The 16,099-nt window shown below is 47.7% G+C and carries 18 protein-coding genes; 5 read left to right on the top strand and 13 right to left on the bottom strand.

The window, feature by feature from the left end; genetic code table 11:
- Positions 1 to 352: 352 nt before the first annotated feature.
- Positions 353 to 1,237 carry a nucleotidyltransferase-like protein gene (locus tag ACFO4L_RS00980; protein WP_377907764.1) on the bottom strand — a complete coding sequence of 295 codons (885 nt, stop codon included), beginning with the start codon at positions 1,235 to 1,237 and terminating at the stop codon, positions 353 to 355.
- Positions 1,238 to 1,405: 168 nt separating this feature from the next.
- On the opposite strand from ACFO4L_RS00980, the gene ACFO4L_RS00975 reads away from it, so the two are divergent.
- Complete coding sequence (locus ACFO4L_RS00975) at positions 1,406 to 1,762, top strand: YgzB family protein (protein WP_377907763.1); 357 nt, start codon at positions 1,406 to 1,408, stop codon at positions 1,760 to 1,762.
- Between the two features lie 27 nt (positions 1,763 to 1,789).
- Here ACFO4L_RS00975 and ACFO4L_RS00970 read toward each other — a convergent pair whose 3' ends face one another.
- The 4 genes from ACFO4L_RS00970 to ACFO4L_RS00955 form a co-directional block, all read right to left on the bottom strand.
- A complete protein-coding gene (locus tag ACFO4L_RS00970) occupies positions 1,790 to 2,164 on the bottom strand; it encodes a Fur family transcriptional regulator (RefSeq protein WP_377907777.1) in 375 nt (124 codons plus the stop codon).
- A gap of 197 nt (positions 2,165 to 2,361) precedes the next feature.
- Positions 2,362 to 2,652, bottom strand: coding sequence for a cyclic-di-AMP receptor (locus ACFO4L_RS00965; protein WP_377907776.1), 291 nt, complete (start codon positions 2,650 to 2,652; stop codon positions 2,362 to 2,364).
- Positions 2,653 to 2,675: 23 nt separating this feature from the next.
- Positions 2,676 to 3,626 (bottom strand): D-2-hydroxyacid dehydrogenase, encoded by a 951-nt coding sequence (locus ACFO4L_RS00960; RefSeq protein WP_377907762.1) that lies wholly within the window; start codon positions 3,624 to 3,626, stop codon positions 2,676 to 2,678.
- Positions 3,627 to 3,648: 22 nt separating this feature from the next.
- Complete coding sequence (locus tag ACFO4L_RS00955) at positions 3,649 to 4,083, bottom strand: hypothetical protein (protein ID WP_377907761.1); 435 nt, start codon at positions 4,081 to 4,083, stop codon at positions 3,649 to 3,651.
- 137 nt (positions 4,084 to 4,220) lie between these two features.
- On the opposite strand from ACFO4L_RS00955, the gene ACFO4L_RS00950 reads away from it, so the two are divergent.
- The 4 genes from ACFO4L_RS00950 to ACFO4L_RS00935 all read left to right on the top strand — a co-directional run bounded on the left by ACFO4L_RS00950 (position 4,221) and on the right by ACFO4L_RS00935 (position 8,263).
- The gene (locus ACFO4L_RS00950; protein ID WP_377907760.1) at positions 4,221 to 4,904 is read left to right on the top strand and encodes a hypothetical protein; all 684 of its coding nucleotides are present in this window, start codon (positions 4,221 to 4,223) and stop codon (positions 4,902 to 4,904) included.
- Positions 4,901 to 5,680, top strand: coding sequence for a hypothetical protein (locus ACFO4L_RS00945; protein ID WP_377907759.1), 780 nt, complete (start codon positions 4,901 to 4,903; stop codon positions 5,678 to 5,680). The genes ACFO4L_RS00950 and ACFO4L_RS00945 overlap by 4 nt, the downstream gene beginning before the upstream one ends.
- Positions 5,681 to 5,753: 73 nt before the next feature.
- Positions 5,754 to 7,046, top strand: coding sequence for a glutamate-1-semialdehyde 2,1-aminomutase (locus ACFO4L_RS00940; RefSeq protein WP_377907758.1), 1,293 nt, complete (start codon positions 5,754 to 5,756; stop codon positions 7,044 to 7,046).
- Between the two features lie 137 nt (positions 7,047 to 7,183).
- Positions 7,184 to 8,263 carry an FUSC family protein gene (locus ACFO4L_RS00935; RefSeq protein ID WP_377907757.1) on the top strand — a complete coding sequence of 360 codons (1,080 nt, stop codon included), beginning with the start codon at positions 7,184 to 7,186 and terminating at the stop codon, positions 8,261 to 8,263.
- Positions 8,264 to 8,973: 710 nt separating this feature from the next.
- On the opposite strand, the gene ACFO4L_RS00930 is transcribed toward ACFO4L_RS00935, so the two are convergent.
- From ACFO4L_RS00930 to ACFO4L_RS00895, 8 genes are all read right to left on the bottom strand, one after another.
- Positions 8,974 to 10,200, bottom strand: coding sequence for an ABC transporter permease (locus tag ACFO4L_RS00930; RefSeq protein WP_377907756.1), 1,227 nt, complete (start codon positions 10,198 to 10,200; stop codon positions 8,974 to 8,976).
- A complete protein-coding gene (locus ACFO4L_RS00925) occupies positions 10,193 to 11,095 on the bottom strand; it encodes an ABC transporter ATP-binding protein (protein ID WP_377907755.1) in 903 nt (300 codons plus the stop codon). Before ACFO4L_RS00925 ends, ACFO4L_RS00930 begins: the two co-directional genes overlap by 8 nt.
- A gap of 42 nt (positions 11,096 to 11,137) precedes the next feature.
- Complete coding sequence (locus tag ACFO4L_RS00920; RefSeq protein WP_377907754.1) at positions 11,138 to 12,877, bottom strand: ABC transporter ATP-binding protein; 1,740 nt, start codon at positions 12,875 to 12,877, stop codon at positions 11,138 to 11,140.
- A gap of 96 nt (positions 12,878 to 12,973) precedes the next feature.
- Positions 12,974 to 13,501 (bottom strand): nucleoside tri-diphosphate phosphatase, encoded by a 528-nt coding sequence (ntdP, locus tag ACFO4L_RS00915; protein WP_377907753.1) that lies wholly within the window; start codon positions 13,499 to 13,501, stop codon positions 12,974 to 12,976.
- Positions 13,502 to 13,518: 17 nt separating this feature from the next.
- The gene (locus tag ACFO4L_RS00910) at positions 13,519 to 13,980 is read right to left on the bottom strand and encodes a DUF3939 domain-containing protein (protein ID WP_377907752.1); all 462 of its coding nucleotides are present in this window, start codon (positions 13,978 to 13,980) and stop codon (positions 13,519 to 13,521) included.
- A gap of 128 nt (positions 13,981 to 14,108) precedes the next feature.
- On the bottom strand, positions 14,109 to 14,855 hold the full coding sequence (gene fabL / locus ACFO4L_RS00905; RefSeq protein WP_377907751.1) for an enoyl-[acyl-carrier-protein] reductase FabL: 747 nt from the start codon (positions 14,853 to 14,855) through the stop codon (positions 14,109 to 14,111).
- Positions 14,856 to 14,933: 78 nt separating this feature from the next.
- Complete coding sequence (locus tag ACFO4L_RS00900; RefSeq protein ID WP_377907750.1) at positions 14,934 to 15,464, bottom strand: chromate transporter; 531 nt, start codon at positions 15,462 to 15,464, stop codon at positions 14,934 to 14,936.
- Positions 15,461 to 16,015, bottom strand: coding sequence for a chromate transporter (locus ACFO4L_RS00895; RefSeq protein ID WP_377907749.1), 555 nt, complete (start codon positions 16,013 to 16,015; stop codon positions 15,461 to 15,463). Before ACFO4L_RS00895 ends, ACFO4L_RS00900 begins: the two co-directional genes overlap by 4 nt.
- Positions 16,016 to 16,099: the final 84 nt, after the last annotated feature.

Below are 16,099 nucleotides of genomic sequence, written 5' to 3'. Positions count from 1 at the left end.
TTGACAGAGAATGATTCATTCTCTTTCCTTCTTCTTGTCTTTTGTTTAGTTTTCAAAGGGCCGTGTTGCTCGGCGCCGCTCGTTTTGGCGACTTTATTAATTTACCACAGAGACACATGACCGTCAACAGAAAAAGTCAATTTTCTTCAAGTCTGCCGGGCGTTTGAGCGCCTGCTGTCTCAGCGACGATTATTAATATATCATAATAATTTCATCACGCGCAACAGCTTTTCTATAAAAAGATAAACTTTTTTAAAAGTGGCTTTTTTCTTCTATATAAGGGGAACCTGCAGGAAGGGTCAAATGCAGCGAAGCAGCCTGTGCAGCAATTCCCCTTCCTTGTCAAAACCCATCAAATTGAATCTGCCTTAGGAAGCGCCGGCCGGTAAAGCCGGTGCTGAATGGCCCCGCCTTTCGTCTTCCCAAACTGGACGGATACAAGTCCTTTTCTAACGAGATATTCCAGCAGCATGCTTAAATCCAGCGAGTATTCATGAAATGTCAGCCGCTCTTTTAACTCGTCTACGCTCCAAGCTTCCTGTTTTTCCTCCATAATAGACAGAAGGTGCGCACTGCCAAGCCTCATCTTAGTAGCAAGCTCAAATTCGTTTGCTAAAAGGAGCAGCTCCAACCGCTTTTCCAATGGTTCGGTACCGTTAACGAGCTCAGAGTACAATTTATGCACTTCAGGTTCAATTCGCCTGACCTGTTCCCAAACGGTCACTTCAGGATAATATCCTTTCTCAATCACAGAAAGACGGGCGAGGTGATGCAGCGCATGTACAATCTGATTAAACGAGTCAAGGTAATGCTTTTCCTGATACAGTGATTTTCCATCTGCAAAGCGCCTGACCAATTTTGCAAACTCCAGCCCTATCCGGGAATATCTGTCTGATTCAGGGAAATGAAGCATTCGCTCTCTAAACCTGTGCATGAATTCATTCCTGTCAAAAATGACTCTCCCATTGATGAGCCATTCCACGACACGGCGATTTGTACTTAGACGAACCCACTCCATTAACTGTTCACTGCTGACGAGATGCATCGCAGCCTTCATCCCGCGATACTCATAGTGCTTTATTTCCCACTGCCTGCTATCATCAGTAACGATGAGAATCACACCGTCAAAATAATCCGTTGCAGCATCCTCCAGCTTTTTCCCCTCCATCATGACGACAGCTAGCGTCTCGGGATCACTGGTACGGTCCTGATAAAGTTCGCGCAGAAATTCTCTCATGATAGAGCCTTCCTCCTATTCAATAAAACCTGCCTTTAAACTCCTGGTCAGGCTAGTATTCGACAACAACCGCCAGATTCCTCTTTCCCATCTCATGTTCACGACTTTTTTATATTTTCAGGGCCTTCTCTATGATATACTAGCGGTGAAGAAAGGCGTGATAGTTCAATGCTTACATTTACAAACAAAATAAACAAAATCCGCACGTTTGCTCTAGTGCTCATTTTTGCAGGTATCGTGATTATGTACGGTGGTTTATTCTTTCAGGCGAATCCGCTTGTGATGACAATCTTCATGCTGATCGGATTTCTTGCGATCATCGCCAGCACCGTCATTTATTTTTGGATTGGCATGCTTTCGTCAAAAGCGGTGCAGGTCACCTGTCCGGAGTGCAGCAAACCAACAAAAATGCTTGGCCGTGTTGATGCGTGCATGCATTGCAATGAGCCGTTGACACTTGATCCGACACTTGAAGGAAAAGAGTTTGACGAATCGTATAACTCCAAACGAAAAAGCAGGAAGTAGACAAGCGTCTACTTCCTGCTTTTTTAGTTAATGCTTTTGCCTGCAGTCTGGACAAGTCCCGTACACTTCCATACGGTGACTTCTAACGCGGAAACCGGCAACATGCTCTGCCAATGCCTCCACTTCATTTAATCCAGGATAATGAAAGTCAACAATTTTACCGCAGTCATCGCAGATCACATGATAATGATGGCTTGTGTTGCTGTCAAAGCGGCTGGAGGAATCTCCATACGTCAGCTCTCGAACCAGGCCGGCCTCTTTAAAGACTCTCAGGTTATTATAAACCGTCGCAACACTCATATTCGGGAATTTGTCTTCGAGCGCCTTGTAAATCTCATCAGCGGTCGGATGACTCTCACAATCGAACAGAAACTCCAAAATCGCGTGCCGCTGCGGCGTCATGCGAACCTTGGTTGATTTTAATGATTGAAGCGCTTCTTTTAGTTCGGCATTTTCCAACTTGCTCACCTCACAATTCGTGCATATCTCTCTCTATTCAGGTGATGAAAACGGCATTGATTGGATGATGGATCAGCTGCATCTAGAGATTCTTACATAATAATGGTTATAAACAGTATACCGAATGCATCACTTCGGTGTCAATTTTGACCCTTTAGAAAGGGAAGACTGTCGCGGGCATCAATCATAAAAGATATATATCGGTTGTGTTCCGGATTAGGTCTTCCACGCTTTTCTTCATAGCGGAGGCAGATATCTTTCATTAAGCTGTGTACCTGATTCACATCTTCCTCGGCAACCCCGATTAAAAATGTGGTGCTTCCTTTTCTCAGGAAGCCTCCGCTGCTTGCAAACTCCGTCATCCGGTAATCCGCCAGCTTAAGTCCTTCCTCCAGTACATCCCGATATCGATTTTGAACGATACAGATCATCAGCTTCACAGCTCGCACCCCTTTCAATATCCCCGATCAGGATCCACTTGGTTTATATATTCCCCATTCCCATGAAGAAAAACAGTAAGATTCTTTTCAAAAATATCCATCGCTCGCGGTTGATACATCGGCGAGATGCCTGACAAATGAGGAGTTACTGTAATAGCAGGGTGTGCCCAAAATGGGTGCTCCTTTGGAAGCGGCTCTTCATTGAACACATCCAGACAAGCATGCCGGAATTCGCCCTCATCGAGAGCAGTAATGATATCCTGCTCATTAACAGCATTCCCACGGCCCATGTTAATGAAAACAGCGCTTTGTTTCATCTGACGGAATTGTTCCAGGCTGAAGAAATCCTTCGTTTCGGCAGTTTTTGGAAGTATAGACAGGACATAATCGGCTGTATGTAAGGCTTCAGGAAGTTTGGAGACGTGCAGCAATTCATCAAAATAAGGACTCTCGCCACCACTTCTGTTTATACCGGTTACATGCATGCCGAACGCTTTAGCAAGCTTAGCCGTACGTGTTCCGATCGCTCCGGCTCCCGCAATCAGCAAAGATGATCCGTACAGCTCATGCATGACCGGCTCTCTGCTCCATCGGTGTTCTTTTTCCTGCTGCTGCACAATCGCTGTTTTCCGGGCAACGTGAAGCATCATGTGCATGCTGTATTCAGCCATTGGAATAGCATGAATGCCTTTCGCATTCGTCACAAGTATGTTTTTAGCTGCCACCTGCCTGAATGGCATTTCATCCATGCCGGCCGATACGATCATAATCCATTTAAGACGAGATGCGGATTCGACATGCCAAGGCTCCATATCTTCTCCATAAGTAATAAAAACATCTGCATCTTTTAAATCAGCTTCCGCCTGTGACATATTTTCGTGCCAGCGGAACTCATGTTCTTGAAACCGCTCCTCTAAGCGAGAGGTAATATCATGATGAATATTTCCTGACGATACAATTTTCACCTGTGGCCACAACCTTCCTGACTTATTCCTCCAGCATTAAGCTAAATTGATACTGACTCGATCTGGTTTCGCCCTCTTCTCTCCAGTTAACGAGCATACGTGCTTCGATCTGTGAAGCCGAACTGCAGACGCTGCACGCTTCGCGGTGAATGAGCTCATCTTCAAATGAATCCATCTCTAAATCCTGAAAATAAAAGCTAACATTTGAACTGTCGACGAATACCTCCAGCATGTCGATCGAATCCGGTTCGAACTCTCTGTCTTCAGCAGGACTAAGTCTGAAGCCGATCTCCGCTTCATCACCTTCCCCTTCGACAAACAAAACCGCATCCCAGTATGCATCTGAGGCATCACTTCGGTGATCCGGATCGAAAGGACCTTCATAATCATCCTGCAGAAAATATAATAGAGCTCCGACAACAACGGAAATCAGTATAAACGGAAGCACCTGCTTCATCCGGATCCCACCTTTCCTACTTACTATAGTAGCAGACTCCTGCATGGAATTCAGCCGCAAAGCAGGAACCGCCCTCCGCAGTCTGTTCAAATGATACAATGACAGAAATAATCGTTTCCGTTAAGGGGTTGGCATCTATGAAGAAAATGTTCATACTGGCTCTTCTATGGCTTACAGCCTGCTCAGCCGAAGAAGCATACGAAGGCCGCACAGCTGGTCCCTCCGACGGGTTTGGACGAATTCTTTTTACCGCAGGCGATACATTCGGACCGGCTATTCAGGAAGACCGCTCCAGACATCCGCTTGAAGGATATGAGGCTGAGGCATTTCACCTGATGCAAGGAGAGGAAACAGCGATATATGATGCTGTTACAGGAGAAGAAGTTGACTCTGATACATTCATGCCGAATCAACGGCTGAGCATCTATCCGCCGCCGGAGAAAGCTGGACACAAAACTCCCCTCCAACGCTATTTAACCTACCAGCCACGATTCCTTCCAGCCTATATCCCGGAAGAGATTGCTGTTCATCCGCTTGAAGAAGAAGATGTAACGACTTTTTACCAGCCTGTACGGGACGGAGACTTCCGCTTGATCGGCCGCGGATTAAGTGAAGAAGAGCTTTTATATCAGCTGCAGGGCATCCCTTCTATGCTTCAGGAAAGGGAGCGCTTTTCTGCCGAACTGCTCGAACAGCAGCAGGCTGCCCAGCTCGAGTACAACTGGGTGCTGCTGACATCAGACGGCCTGGCGGCTCAGGTTGACAGTCCGATGGACATCATTGGTTTTTTCGAAGAAAGAGCGGAGGAGGATGACACATGAAGCTGATTATTGCGCTCGCTGCACTGCTTCTTTTCCTTTCCGGTTGCAGTCAGGATGAAGAGCAGACGCTCGAGGGCCGTTACATGTTCACTCTTTCCATGGAAGGCAGTTTCCAACTATTTGTTGAGGATTCGTATACCGGGTCTTCCTACCGTTACTTAAACGGGCTGCAGACTTCACTCCCGGTCATGTATGAGGCTGAATCGTATTTGATTCATACGACGGAGGAGACTGTTTTTACTGATCTCGACACCGGTGAATCTGCCCTGATGAGCGAGATTGATTTTCCGCTCCACTGGCCGAATCAGCACCTGGAAATCCGCGTTTCAGAAGAGATTGAGCCCTTTACCCGAACACTGGAAAGACCCGTCACAGAAGAATCCCGCCTGTTCCCGATTTATACTGCTGAAGAAATTAAAGCCCATCCATACACATCCGAAGATTTTATTGAAGTGCATACACCGGTTGAAGACGATCATTATATGCTGTTTTTATTTGATGAAAATTTCAATAGAGAATACTTGCTCATTTTAGATGAGTTCGGCTCGCAGGCCGGCGAACGCTACGGGGTCTACATCGACGTTAACTATTATGCACCGGATTATTTTGAGACCTTTATGGAAATCGACGATACGCCGTCCTATCTCGTTCTTTCCTCCGCAGGCGAAGCGATTCGTACGTCGGACTGGGAAGAGATACGCAGCTGGTTTTCAACGGAAGCCGGAATTGGCATGCCGAGAGAGGGAGATCCTGCTTGGAGAGAGCTGCTCTATTAGTACGCGTCGACACGAATGAGTGTGCATGATACAATCTTTCCGACAGATACGAGTGTAATGGAAGGAGAACATCATGCATACATACGAACAATCTGAAAAGCTTTTTCATGAAGCAAAGCAAGTCATTCTTGGAGGAGTCAACAGTCCATCGAGAGCCTATAAAGGCGTAGGCGGCGGTACGCCTGTGTTTATGAATCGCGGAGAGGGCGCTTATTTCTGGGATGAAGACGGCACCCGCTACATTGATTACCTGGCTGCCTACGGACCGATAATTGCTGGACACGCCCATCCGCACATCACCCAGGCAGTTAAGGACGCTGCAGAAGACGGCCTGCTTTACGGAACTCCAACCAGACACGAAAACATCTTTGCGTCCATGCTGAAAGAAGCGATGCCGGCACTGGATCGTGTTCGATTCGTCAATTCCGGCACAGAAGCTGTTATGACAACAATCCGCGTGGCGAGAGCATTTACTAACAGAACGAAAATCATTAAATTTGCCGGCTGCTATCACGGTCATTCCGATCCGGTTCTTGTGGCAGCCGGTTCGGGACCATCGACGACCGGCCATCCTGATTCTGCTGGTGTTACGGCCGCAACAGCTGCGGAGATGATCACAGTTCCCTTTAACGATGCAGATGCTTTAGAGCAGGCCCTGCATCGGTTTGGTGAAGATATTGCAGCTGTCCTTGTCGAGCCGATTGTTGGCAACTTCGGAATTGTCGAACCGCATCCCGGTTTTCTCGAACAGGTTAATCACCTTGCTAAAGGAAATGGCTCGCTGGTGATTTACGATGAGGTTATCACAGCGTTCCGCTTTATGTACGGCGGGGCTCAAGATAAGCTGAACGTCTATCCGGATTTAACTGCTATGGGCAAAATAATTGGCGGCGGTCTTCCGATCGGAGCATATGGAGGCAGACGCGACATTATGGAGCAGGTTTCTCCGATGGGAGCCGCCTACCAGGCTGGCACGATGGCTGGAAATCCAGCTTCTATGCGAGCAGGAATTGCTTGTTTGGAAGTGCTGCAGGAGCCAGGACTTTATGACAGGCTTGACCGCCTGGGAGCAAGACTGGAACAAGGGCTCACGGCCGCTGTCGCAGAAGCAGGCATCCATGCGTGTATAAACAGGCTTGGCGGTGCGCTTACAATCTACTTCGGGGTCAACCGTGTGACGAACTATGAGGAAGCAGATGCTTCTGATACGGACATGTTTGCAGCTTTCTTTAAATTGATGCTGAAGGAGCGCATCAACCTTGCTCCCTCTAAATTTGAAGCTCTCTTTTTAACGGCAGCCCATACGGAAGCCGATATCGACGAAACAATCAGCGCTGCGAGAAGAGCATTTCAAGCGATGAGCTGAGCCTTTCTTGTCAATGACAGGAAGCGGGTGTATGATGAATAGAAAGGAAGGCGACCCGGAGCATGTGCAGCCGGGTCCTTTTTGCAAGCAGCTTTCCAGCTGACTTCAACACGAAAAAGAAAGGAAGTACACATCTTATGAGGCTCGGAGCCCGGATGTTTAAAACTGGTCTGGCAGTGACACTGGCCCTTTATGCGGCGATGTGGCTGGATTTTACAACTCCTGCCTTTGCCGCACTTGCGGCTTTTTTTGCTGTTCAGCCATCTCTGTATAAAAGCATCACCTTAATTTGGGATCAAATTCAAGCCAACATTATCAGCGCAGTGCTGGCAGTCACGTTCGTGCTCACATTTGGTCCGGAGCCGTTCGTGATCGGTGTCGTAGTCGTCCTGATCATTGCCATTCATATTCGCTGGAGACGTGAGGCGATCATTCCTCTCGCCGTTGTGACCGCAGTTATTATCATGGGCAGTCCTACTGACGACTTTCTTCCTTTCGCACTGGATCGGTTTCTGCTCATTATGATCGGCGTCTTTGCTGCATCTGCGGTTAACATGATTTTTCTACCGCCTAACCATGAAAACCAGCTTTATCACAAGCTGACAGCAGCGAATGATGAAATTATTCAATGGATCCGGCTCATCCTTCATCATGAAATTGACTACAGCACCCTTAAACAGGATCAGGATAAAATTCGCACGTCGATTCAAAAACTTGATACGCTCTTTGATCTGTACCGTCAGGAACGCAGTCTGTTCCGAAAAAAAGAGTACTCCCGTATGCGCAAAATTGTCCTGTTTCGTCAAATGATCCGCACGACGTCGAAAGCAGAAAATATTCTTGAAAGTCTTGCGAGACATGATCATGTGACACATCAGCTCCCCCCTGAAGTAGAAGAAGTGATTCAGCATCAGCTGGATGCGCTGACAAATTATCACGAGCGGATTATGCTCAAATATATGGGCAAGGTTCGGCCACAGTCGTTTACGATGGATCTGGAAGAAGTAACGGAGGGACGAGCCTCGCTCGTAGAGATATTTATGAATTCGGAAAAACACGTCGAATTCAAACATGAAACGTGGATTCATTTTCTTCCCGTAATCGCGCTGATCATTGAATACTCCGAAGAGCTTGAACATCTCGATAAGCTGGTAGACGGATTTTTCACGTATCATACGGAAGATAACGAAGTAGATATTGCAGCAAAAGAACTGTAGGACTGGAAGCCTTCACGCGATACGAAAGCCGAATTCAGATCTTCGGAACATTTAATTGAAGCGTACATCGTGGACTTGGTATGTCATCCCAATGTTAAGCAGCAGGAATACATGAGCGAAGTGGAACCTGCATGCTCAAAGCGAAGAATCTTTTGCCGTCATCCACCCCCTGATGTATCTTTCAGCTGAAAAATCATTTTTGTTAAACGTTTATTCATTTCTCAGTCCTTTTTCGCTTATCTAATCTGCCGCGGGGCACGATTCAGAATCCTTTGTCCGGGTCGGAAGGGCACGGCTTATGCCTTTGATCCTCAGAACGGCTTCGGTCGTTCGATTTGCAAATGAGTACCAGAGCCGCAAAGAATTTTGAGACTGCTTGTTGTGCCTCTGGCGAACGCTGTAAAACACTGGCCTGACGATTGTGTTTCATTGTTGTGCAGGAAAGGTTCAAACACTCGCAGCTGGATCGATCCAATGTGAAATCAGGCGTTCCACTTGTCCGGTCAGCTTCCGAAGCCGGAAGGACCCAGCTCAAACAGGGAGAAGATCCGGCGGACAAGAAAGAAAAGCCGCGCCCGTGCTCTCCGGAGAGCGAGTGACCGCAGCTGCAGGAATAGTCATTCAGACAGACTTTATCGACGCACATACAAAAACGAGCCGGCAGCGGCTCGTTTTTGTATGTAGCTATTTGCATCCAATTACCGGTAGTGTCACGACTCTTTTTTTGAGACCGCAATGGCCCGCGAAATGCCTTGACGGAAAGAGAATTTTCCGTACATCAGTACGCCGCCTTTGTATACCCTCGCTGCTGCCAGGTTGATTAATACGGCACTCGTGATCAGCAGGAAGATGATAAGCGCAATTTCCCAGGCAGGTACTGTTTCCATGCCAATTCGCAGAAACAGAAGCTGCGGTGTAAAAAACGGCACGTAGGACAGGATGCGAAACACCGTTAATTCCGGTGCATTCAGTGCAACGATCGAGATAAAAAATGCAATCATCGCCAGGAAAATAATTGGCTGCATTGCCTGATTAGCCTCCTCGGCACGGCTGACAAGCGCACCTGTCATCGCTGCAAGCCCTCCGTAAAGGACATAACCTAAGGCGATAAAAAGAAGGGCGTAGCCTAAAAGGGAATAGTCAAGTACCTCATTGAGAATAAATGAGACCGTCTCCTCTCCGCTCAGCCAGGCCCCTGCCGCAGCTGCAGCAGCCACAGCAGATAGATTGACCAAGCCGGCTAATCCAATCCCCGCAAGCTTGCCAAACATTTGGGTCACTGGAGACACGCTGGAGACAATCAGCTCCATCACTCTTGACGATTTCTCTGCAGCTACCTCTGTCGCAATCATTGATCCAAAGGATACGACGATTAAATAGATAACAAACACGAGCCCGTAGACCATCCAATACGATCCAGAAAAGGCTTCGGGCCGCTCCTCCGCTCCGGGAAGCGGTGATTGACTGACATCTACTCCTCCATAAAGCGGAGCTGCCTCCGACTCATCAAGCTCCAGCACCTGCTCTGCATAAAGCGAAGCCTGAACACGGTCCAGAGCGTCAGCCGTCGTCTGAGCGAGGATCGCCTGCTCGCCACTAACGAGAAGATTTGCTTGAAGTGCTGCTGCCTCTCCCGAAATGATCAGCGCCGCACCATTTCCTTCTTCAGCCCGTCGTTCCGCTTCATCCGCTGATGAAACAAGCTCCGCTTCCATTGCCTGCTGCTCCTGAAACCGTTCTGCAGCCGCTCCATCCCACACCGACTCATCCGCAACGTAAACTGTAGTCCCTTCATCGGAAGCCGTCGTTTGAAGCAAAGTCGGGATAAGAAAGAACGCCATGATTAAAAAGGCCATGACAGCAGTAGATATTAAAAAAGATTTTGACGTAATTCGTCTGACTGCAGTGTGACTGACCGTAATCCAAAAGCTACGCATGTTCTTCGCCCTCCATCTGATCGACGAAGATTTCATGCAGGGATGGCTCCTGCAAATCAAATTTCTTCAGCCATGTCGACTCAGAGCAGCGGCGGAAAACACGTTCAGCTGCTTCCGCTCCGCTAACCTGTACAATCGTTTCAAGCTTGCTCGTATGAACCTGAAGCACGCCGGGAAGCCCTTCAAGCTCGGGTAAATCATCTGCGCCTCTGACAGCAATCCGTTTAACAGGATAAGAAGCCTTAATATCAGTCAGCTTGCCTTTTAAAATAACGTTTCCTTTTTTAAGCATCATCAATTCGTCACAAAGCTCTTCTACATTATGCATTTGGTGACTGGAGAACAGAATGGTCGTACCTTCTTTCTGCAAATCTAACACAGCTTGCTTCAGCATGTCTGAATTCACAGGATCCAGTCCGCTGAACGGTTCATCTAAAATAAGCAGCTCTGGTTTATGCAGTACAGAAGCCATGAACTGTATTTTTTGCTGATTCCCTTTGGACAGCTCCTCTACCCGGCGGTTCTCATATTCTTCAATTTGAAAGCGCGCAAGCCAGCGGCGCATTTCCTCAAAAAACGTTTTTTTCGGCATACCTTTGAGCTTCATAAAATAATGAAGCTGCTGTTTAACGGTCAGCTTCGGGTAAAGGCCTCTTTCTTCGGGAAGATAGCCGACCAGTCTGGTGCGCCGATAGTCTAGCCGTTCTCCATGCCATTCAGCCTTGCCTGCAGATGGATCAATTAATCCTAATATCATGCGAAATGTAGTCGTTTTACCGGCACCATTTGATCCAAGCATGCCGAAAATGGTTCCTGCTTGAATTTCAGCCGAGAGCGCGTGAACAGCCGTTTCTTCTTGAAAGGTCTTTGTTAATTGACTGAGCTTGAGTCCCATTCCGGCAGCTCCTTTCTTTCTGCAGTTTGCTTGCTGTTTCCATTAACCAAGCTTCTGAATTGAGAATAGCTTTTTGTACCGCCCGTCGAGCTTCATAAGTTCATCATGTGTACCTGTTTCTGCGACCTGGCCATTCTCCATCACAATGATCTTGTCCGCATGTGTCACAGTGGACAGACGGTGGGCAACGAGAAAGGTTGTCCGGTTTTCGGCAAGCCTTAAAATAGAGTCTTGAATCAGCTTTTCACTTTCGAGATCAAGGGCAGAAGTCGCTTCATCAAATATTAAAATGCTCGGGTTTTTCAAAAACACTCGTGCGATTGCCACGCGCTGCTTTTGTCCGCCTGATAGTTTGACACCGCGCTCCCCGATTTTCGTTTCATAGCCGTCCGGCATTTCCTGAATAAATCCGTCGGCATTTGCAGCCCGGGCAGCTTCATACACCTGTTCGTCAGTTGCTTCAGGATTTCCCATGCGAATATTGAACATGATCGAATCGCTGAAAATAATGTTATCCTGCAGGACCATACCGATTCTGTCGCGAAGGGTTCTTACTTGATAATCTTTGACGTTCACTCCGTCTATCTTTACAGCACCTTCATTGGCATCATAAAATCGCGGAATCAAGCTCATAATAGTACTTTTTCCGCCGCCGCTCATGCCAACAACCGCAATGGTTTCTCCTGCTTCGGCACGGAAGCTAACTTCATGCAGCACTTCTTCTTCGTCATAACCAAACGAAACACGGTCAAAAATCACTTCACCGTTTCCGCTTTTATATGGCTTTGCCTGCTCGTGATCTTTAATATCATACTTCTCATCAACCAATTCAAACATCCGGTCCATCGACGCGATTGATTGAACGAGTGTTGTCGAGGAGTTAACCAGCCTTCTGAGCGGATTATATAACCGATCCATATAAGCGGTAAAGGCAACGAGCGTACCGACGGTCAGATCGGCTTGAATAACCAGCACTGCAGCAGTGAAGATGACGATAAGCGGAGCGATATCCGTGATGGTGTTCACGACCGCAAAGGTTTTGGCGTTCCACTTCGTATGATCTACAGCACGGTTTAAAAAATTGTTGTTTTGCTTGCCGAACTCTTCCTGCTCATGGTTTTCAAGGGCAAAGCTTTTAATGACGCTGATTCCCTGCAGCCGTTCATGCAGGTGTCCCTGCACGTCGGCCAGCGCCTGCGACCGCTTTCTCGTTAAATCACGCAGTCTGGCATAAAAAAACTTGATCGACAGCGCGTAAAACGGCAGCAGCGCTACAGCTGCAAGCGTCAAGAGCGGATCCAGTGTCAGCATGATAGCAATTGCAACGATGATCGTAAACATGTCGAGCCAAATGTTCATCATGCCCGTCATGATAAACGTCTTCGTCTGCTCGACGTCATTGATCACCCTCGAAATGATTTCACCTGATTTGCGGTTGGCGTAAAACTTTAAGCTCAGCTTTTGCAGGTGGCTGAATAACTGATCCCGAATATCATATAAAATTTTATTCCCGGTCCACTGGGCAAAGTACTGTCTGTAGTACTCGACCGGGGGCCGGATAATTAAAAAGATAAATAACGCCCCGCCCATCAGCCAATAAAGCATGGTCATCTGTTCAGCGACTGCAAGACCTTCTCCGCCAATGATATCATCGATAACGAATTTCAAAATCAGCGGCGTTAAGAGCGGAATTCCAAATTTCAGCATACCGATAAAAACGGTAATCAATATTTCCTTCCAGTAAGGACGAATAAACTGCATATAACGTTTAATACTATCCAAGCAAAGTGCCTCCTATCTTCAGCAGTCCGGACGGTCTAAAGGCGCCATAACGGACACATGCCGTCATGACGCCTTTCACAAGCTCCGGCTGGATGATCAGCGGTGCTGAAGAAATCGTTCATACCAGTACTCAATAAATCCGGGTTCAAATGGTCCTTTTTGCGAGCTGATCCAGGACACGAGCTCATCAACTGCACGATGCAGGATAGGCTCTACTTCCTTAGGATAGTTCATTTGCTTTTTGTGGATATCAAATTCATCCTCGTCCAGCAGCTTATAGGTCATATCCGGAAATACTTTAATATCCAAATCGTAATCAATATACTTTAACGCTTCCGAATCATACGTAAATGGAGTCCCTAAATTACAATAGTAATAAATGCCGTCATTACGAATCATGCCGATGACGTTAAACCAGCTGTTCGCAGTAAAATAGCAAATGGCAGGCTCTCTCGTCCGCCAGTGTCTGCCATCCGATTCATAGACGAGTATCCGGTCGTTTCCACCAATTACTTCCTGACTCGTGCTTTTTAAAATCACCGTCTCTTCCCAGACGCGGTGAAGACTTCCATCGTGCTTGTAGCTTTGAACTTCGATCGTACTTCCAACTGTCGGAAAATCCACGCGGCCTCTCCTTCCTGTCATCTGGCCGCCGGTTTTCGGTGGGTCACCATCCTGTCCTCCGGATGCAGATAAAGGTCAAACGGTGGTTCCTCACGCAGGTAATTTTTCAATTTGAAATAGCTGATCGGACTAGTCTGATCGCTGCCCTTAAGCGGCAGCTCTCCGGTTTCAAGAAAATATTGGTCGCATGCAATCTGAGCATGATCGATCAATCTCGGCGTATCCGGTTCTTCAAACAGCTCGAATGTCTCTTTGGACATGTAAAAAGGGCGGTCCGGTAAGCCGTTCAAATAAGGAATAAGCAGCTCCGCATCCAGTTCGTTACCGGATGTGACGAGCGTTCGCAGTGAAATTCCCGGTCCGGCAGACTCAGCAAACGCGTTAACTGCCTGCCGAACCTCCTCCAGTGAGCAGGAGATGACTTCCGGCTCCTGCTGTGCTTTATCTCGGCCCTGCTTTTTCTGCTTCCGTCTGAACATGACGCCCTCTCCTTTAGCAGTGATTACCTGTTTCGATAAACCGGCGGATAAACATCATAGTATCGGTTCCTGAATATTCCCTTTTATTATACTATTGTTTGGCGCCGGATGCACAGAAGAATCACCGTTTACGCCAGAAGCGATATTCCGCCGTCGACGATGATCGTTTGTCCTCTTACCATATACGCTTCATCGGAGACGAGAAATTTCACAGCAGCTGCCAGATCCTGCGGTTCTGTAATACGGCCTGCAGGCGTCCGGGATGCTGCATCGCCAAGCAGTTCATCACGATTTGGGAAATGCGTCAGCGCATCAGTGTCCACTGCTCCACCGGACACTGCATTCACACGAATTCCTTTCGGAGCCAGTTCAACTGCCATGTAGCGGGTAAGTGCTTCAACAGCAGCTTTGGAGACTCCAACTGTTGTATAATTGGGCAGGTAGCGGATCGATCCGAGCGAGCTCAGGCTGACGATCGCTCCGCCATCCTTCATGCGTTCAGCTGCTTTTTGACTTACGAACAGCATCGCTCTGCTGTTGATGTTCATCGTCCAGTCCCAGTGGCTTTCTTCGAGCTCCATCAATGGACGAAGGACGCCGGAGGCTGCATTATTGATCAATACATCAATGCTGCCGACCTTCTCATCAATCTCCTGAAACATCTCATCAAGCTTTTCGGTTTTTGCGATATTTGCCTTGATTGCAAACGCTCTGCGGCCCTTAGCCTCAATTTCTTTTACCGTTTCATCCGCCTTTGCCCGGCTTCTCGCATAATTAACGATGATATCGTATCCGGCATCTGCCAGGGTCAGTGCAATTTCTTTGCCAATGCCGCGGCTGCTTCCAGTAATCAGTGCTGTTTTTCGATTTTCCATTTCAGATCAATCCTCCAAAATAAACGGTCTCTCCGCTATTGTTCCTCAGTTGCATCATTTTGTCCAGATGAGAATAGATCAGGATAGAAAAACAGCGCCATACAGCAAAGCTGCGGCAATAACGAACGCTGGATGTACCTTGCGGATTTCGAGCAGGTAGTAACTGGCTCCCAGCAAGAAAACCGTCTGCAGCCAGCCGCTGTCCGTATAGGACGTTTCTAAAAATCGGAACGTCATGACGCCGAGCAGAACCGCTATTGTCGGCCTTACAATAGCTGATAACTTTTTCACTTTCGGTGAATCTTTAAAGCGGAGCAGAATGCTTAGCAAAATGATCATCAAAATAAGCGATGGTGCGACGGTGGCAAACAAGGCGATCCCTGCCCCTAAAATACCGCCTTCCACGAAACCGATATACCCTGCCATTTTTGTCGCGATTGGTCCGGGCAGCGCATTGCCTAATGCAAGCACCTCGCCAAACTCCTCTACCCCCATCCATTCATAGCGGTGCACTACCTCGTACTCAATCAGCGGAATTGTTGCTGGCCCGCCGCCATAACCGACAATACCAGGAATGAAAAACGCCAGAAATATTTCCCAGTAGATCATGTGCGGTCACCTGCCTTTTTTACCGGTTTTACTAGTACAAAGAGAATAAGCGCGGCAATGACGATCGCTGGATGAACTCCAGCCAATTCTGTAAGGGCTACAGAAGCTACCGTCAGCAGAATAACTACTTTCCACCCAAGATCTCCTTTTGCTTTCGTTAAAAACCCCCACGTCAATACACCGAGCATGACTGCTACAACGGGCATCACACCTTGCGTCATCCCTTGCACCCAGGCATATTCCTGGAACGAAGCCAGCGACACGAGCAGCGCGATCATTAAGATAACCGTCGGAACGATGGAAGCAACGATGGCATTTAAAAGTCCGGCAGTTCCTGCGACCCGGTATCCGATATAACCTGCCATCTTTGTGGCGATCGGACCTGGCAGCGTATTCCCAATTGCCAGAATATCCGAGAACTCTTCATCGTTCATCCATTCGTAGGTTTCAACAGCTTCCTTTTGAATAAGGGGAATGGAAGCTGGTCCGCCTCCATATCCGAGCATTCCGACTCTGAAAAAAGCCATGAACAGCTCTTTTTGTACTCCCATTCGATTTCACCTCACTACATTGAACTAAGACTTACTGTAACAGCTACTAACCTGCCGCGGTTTTCAGAACCGTTCCATTTCACA

The sequence above is a fragment of the Bacillus daqingensis genome (assembly GCF_042654445.1).
Classification (GTDB): domain Bacteria; phylum Bacillota; class Bacilli; order Bacillales; family Salisediminibacteriaceae; genus Alkalicoccus; species Alkalicoccus luteus.
Note: the sequence above shows the minus strand (reverse complement) of the source record. Positions and strands in the feature narration are given on the sequence as shown.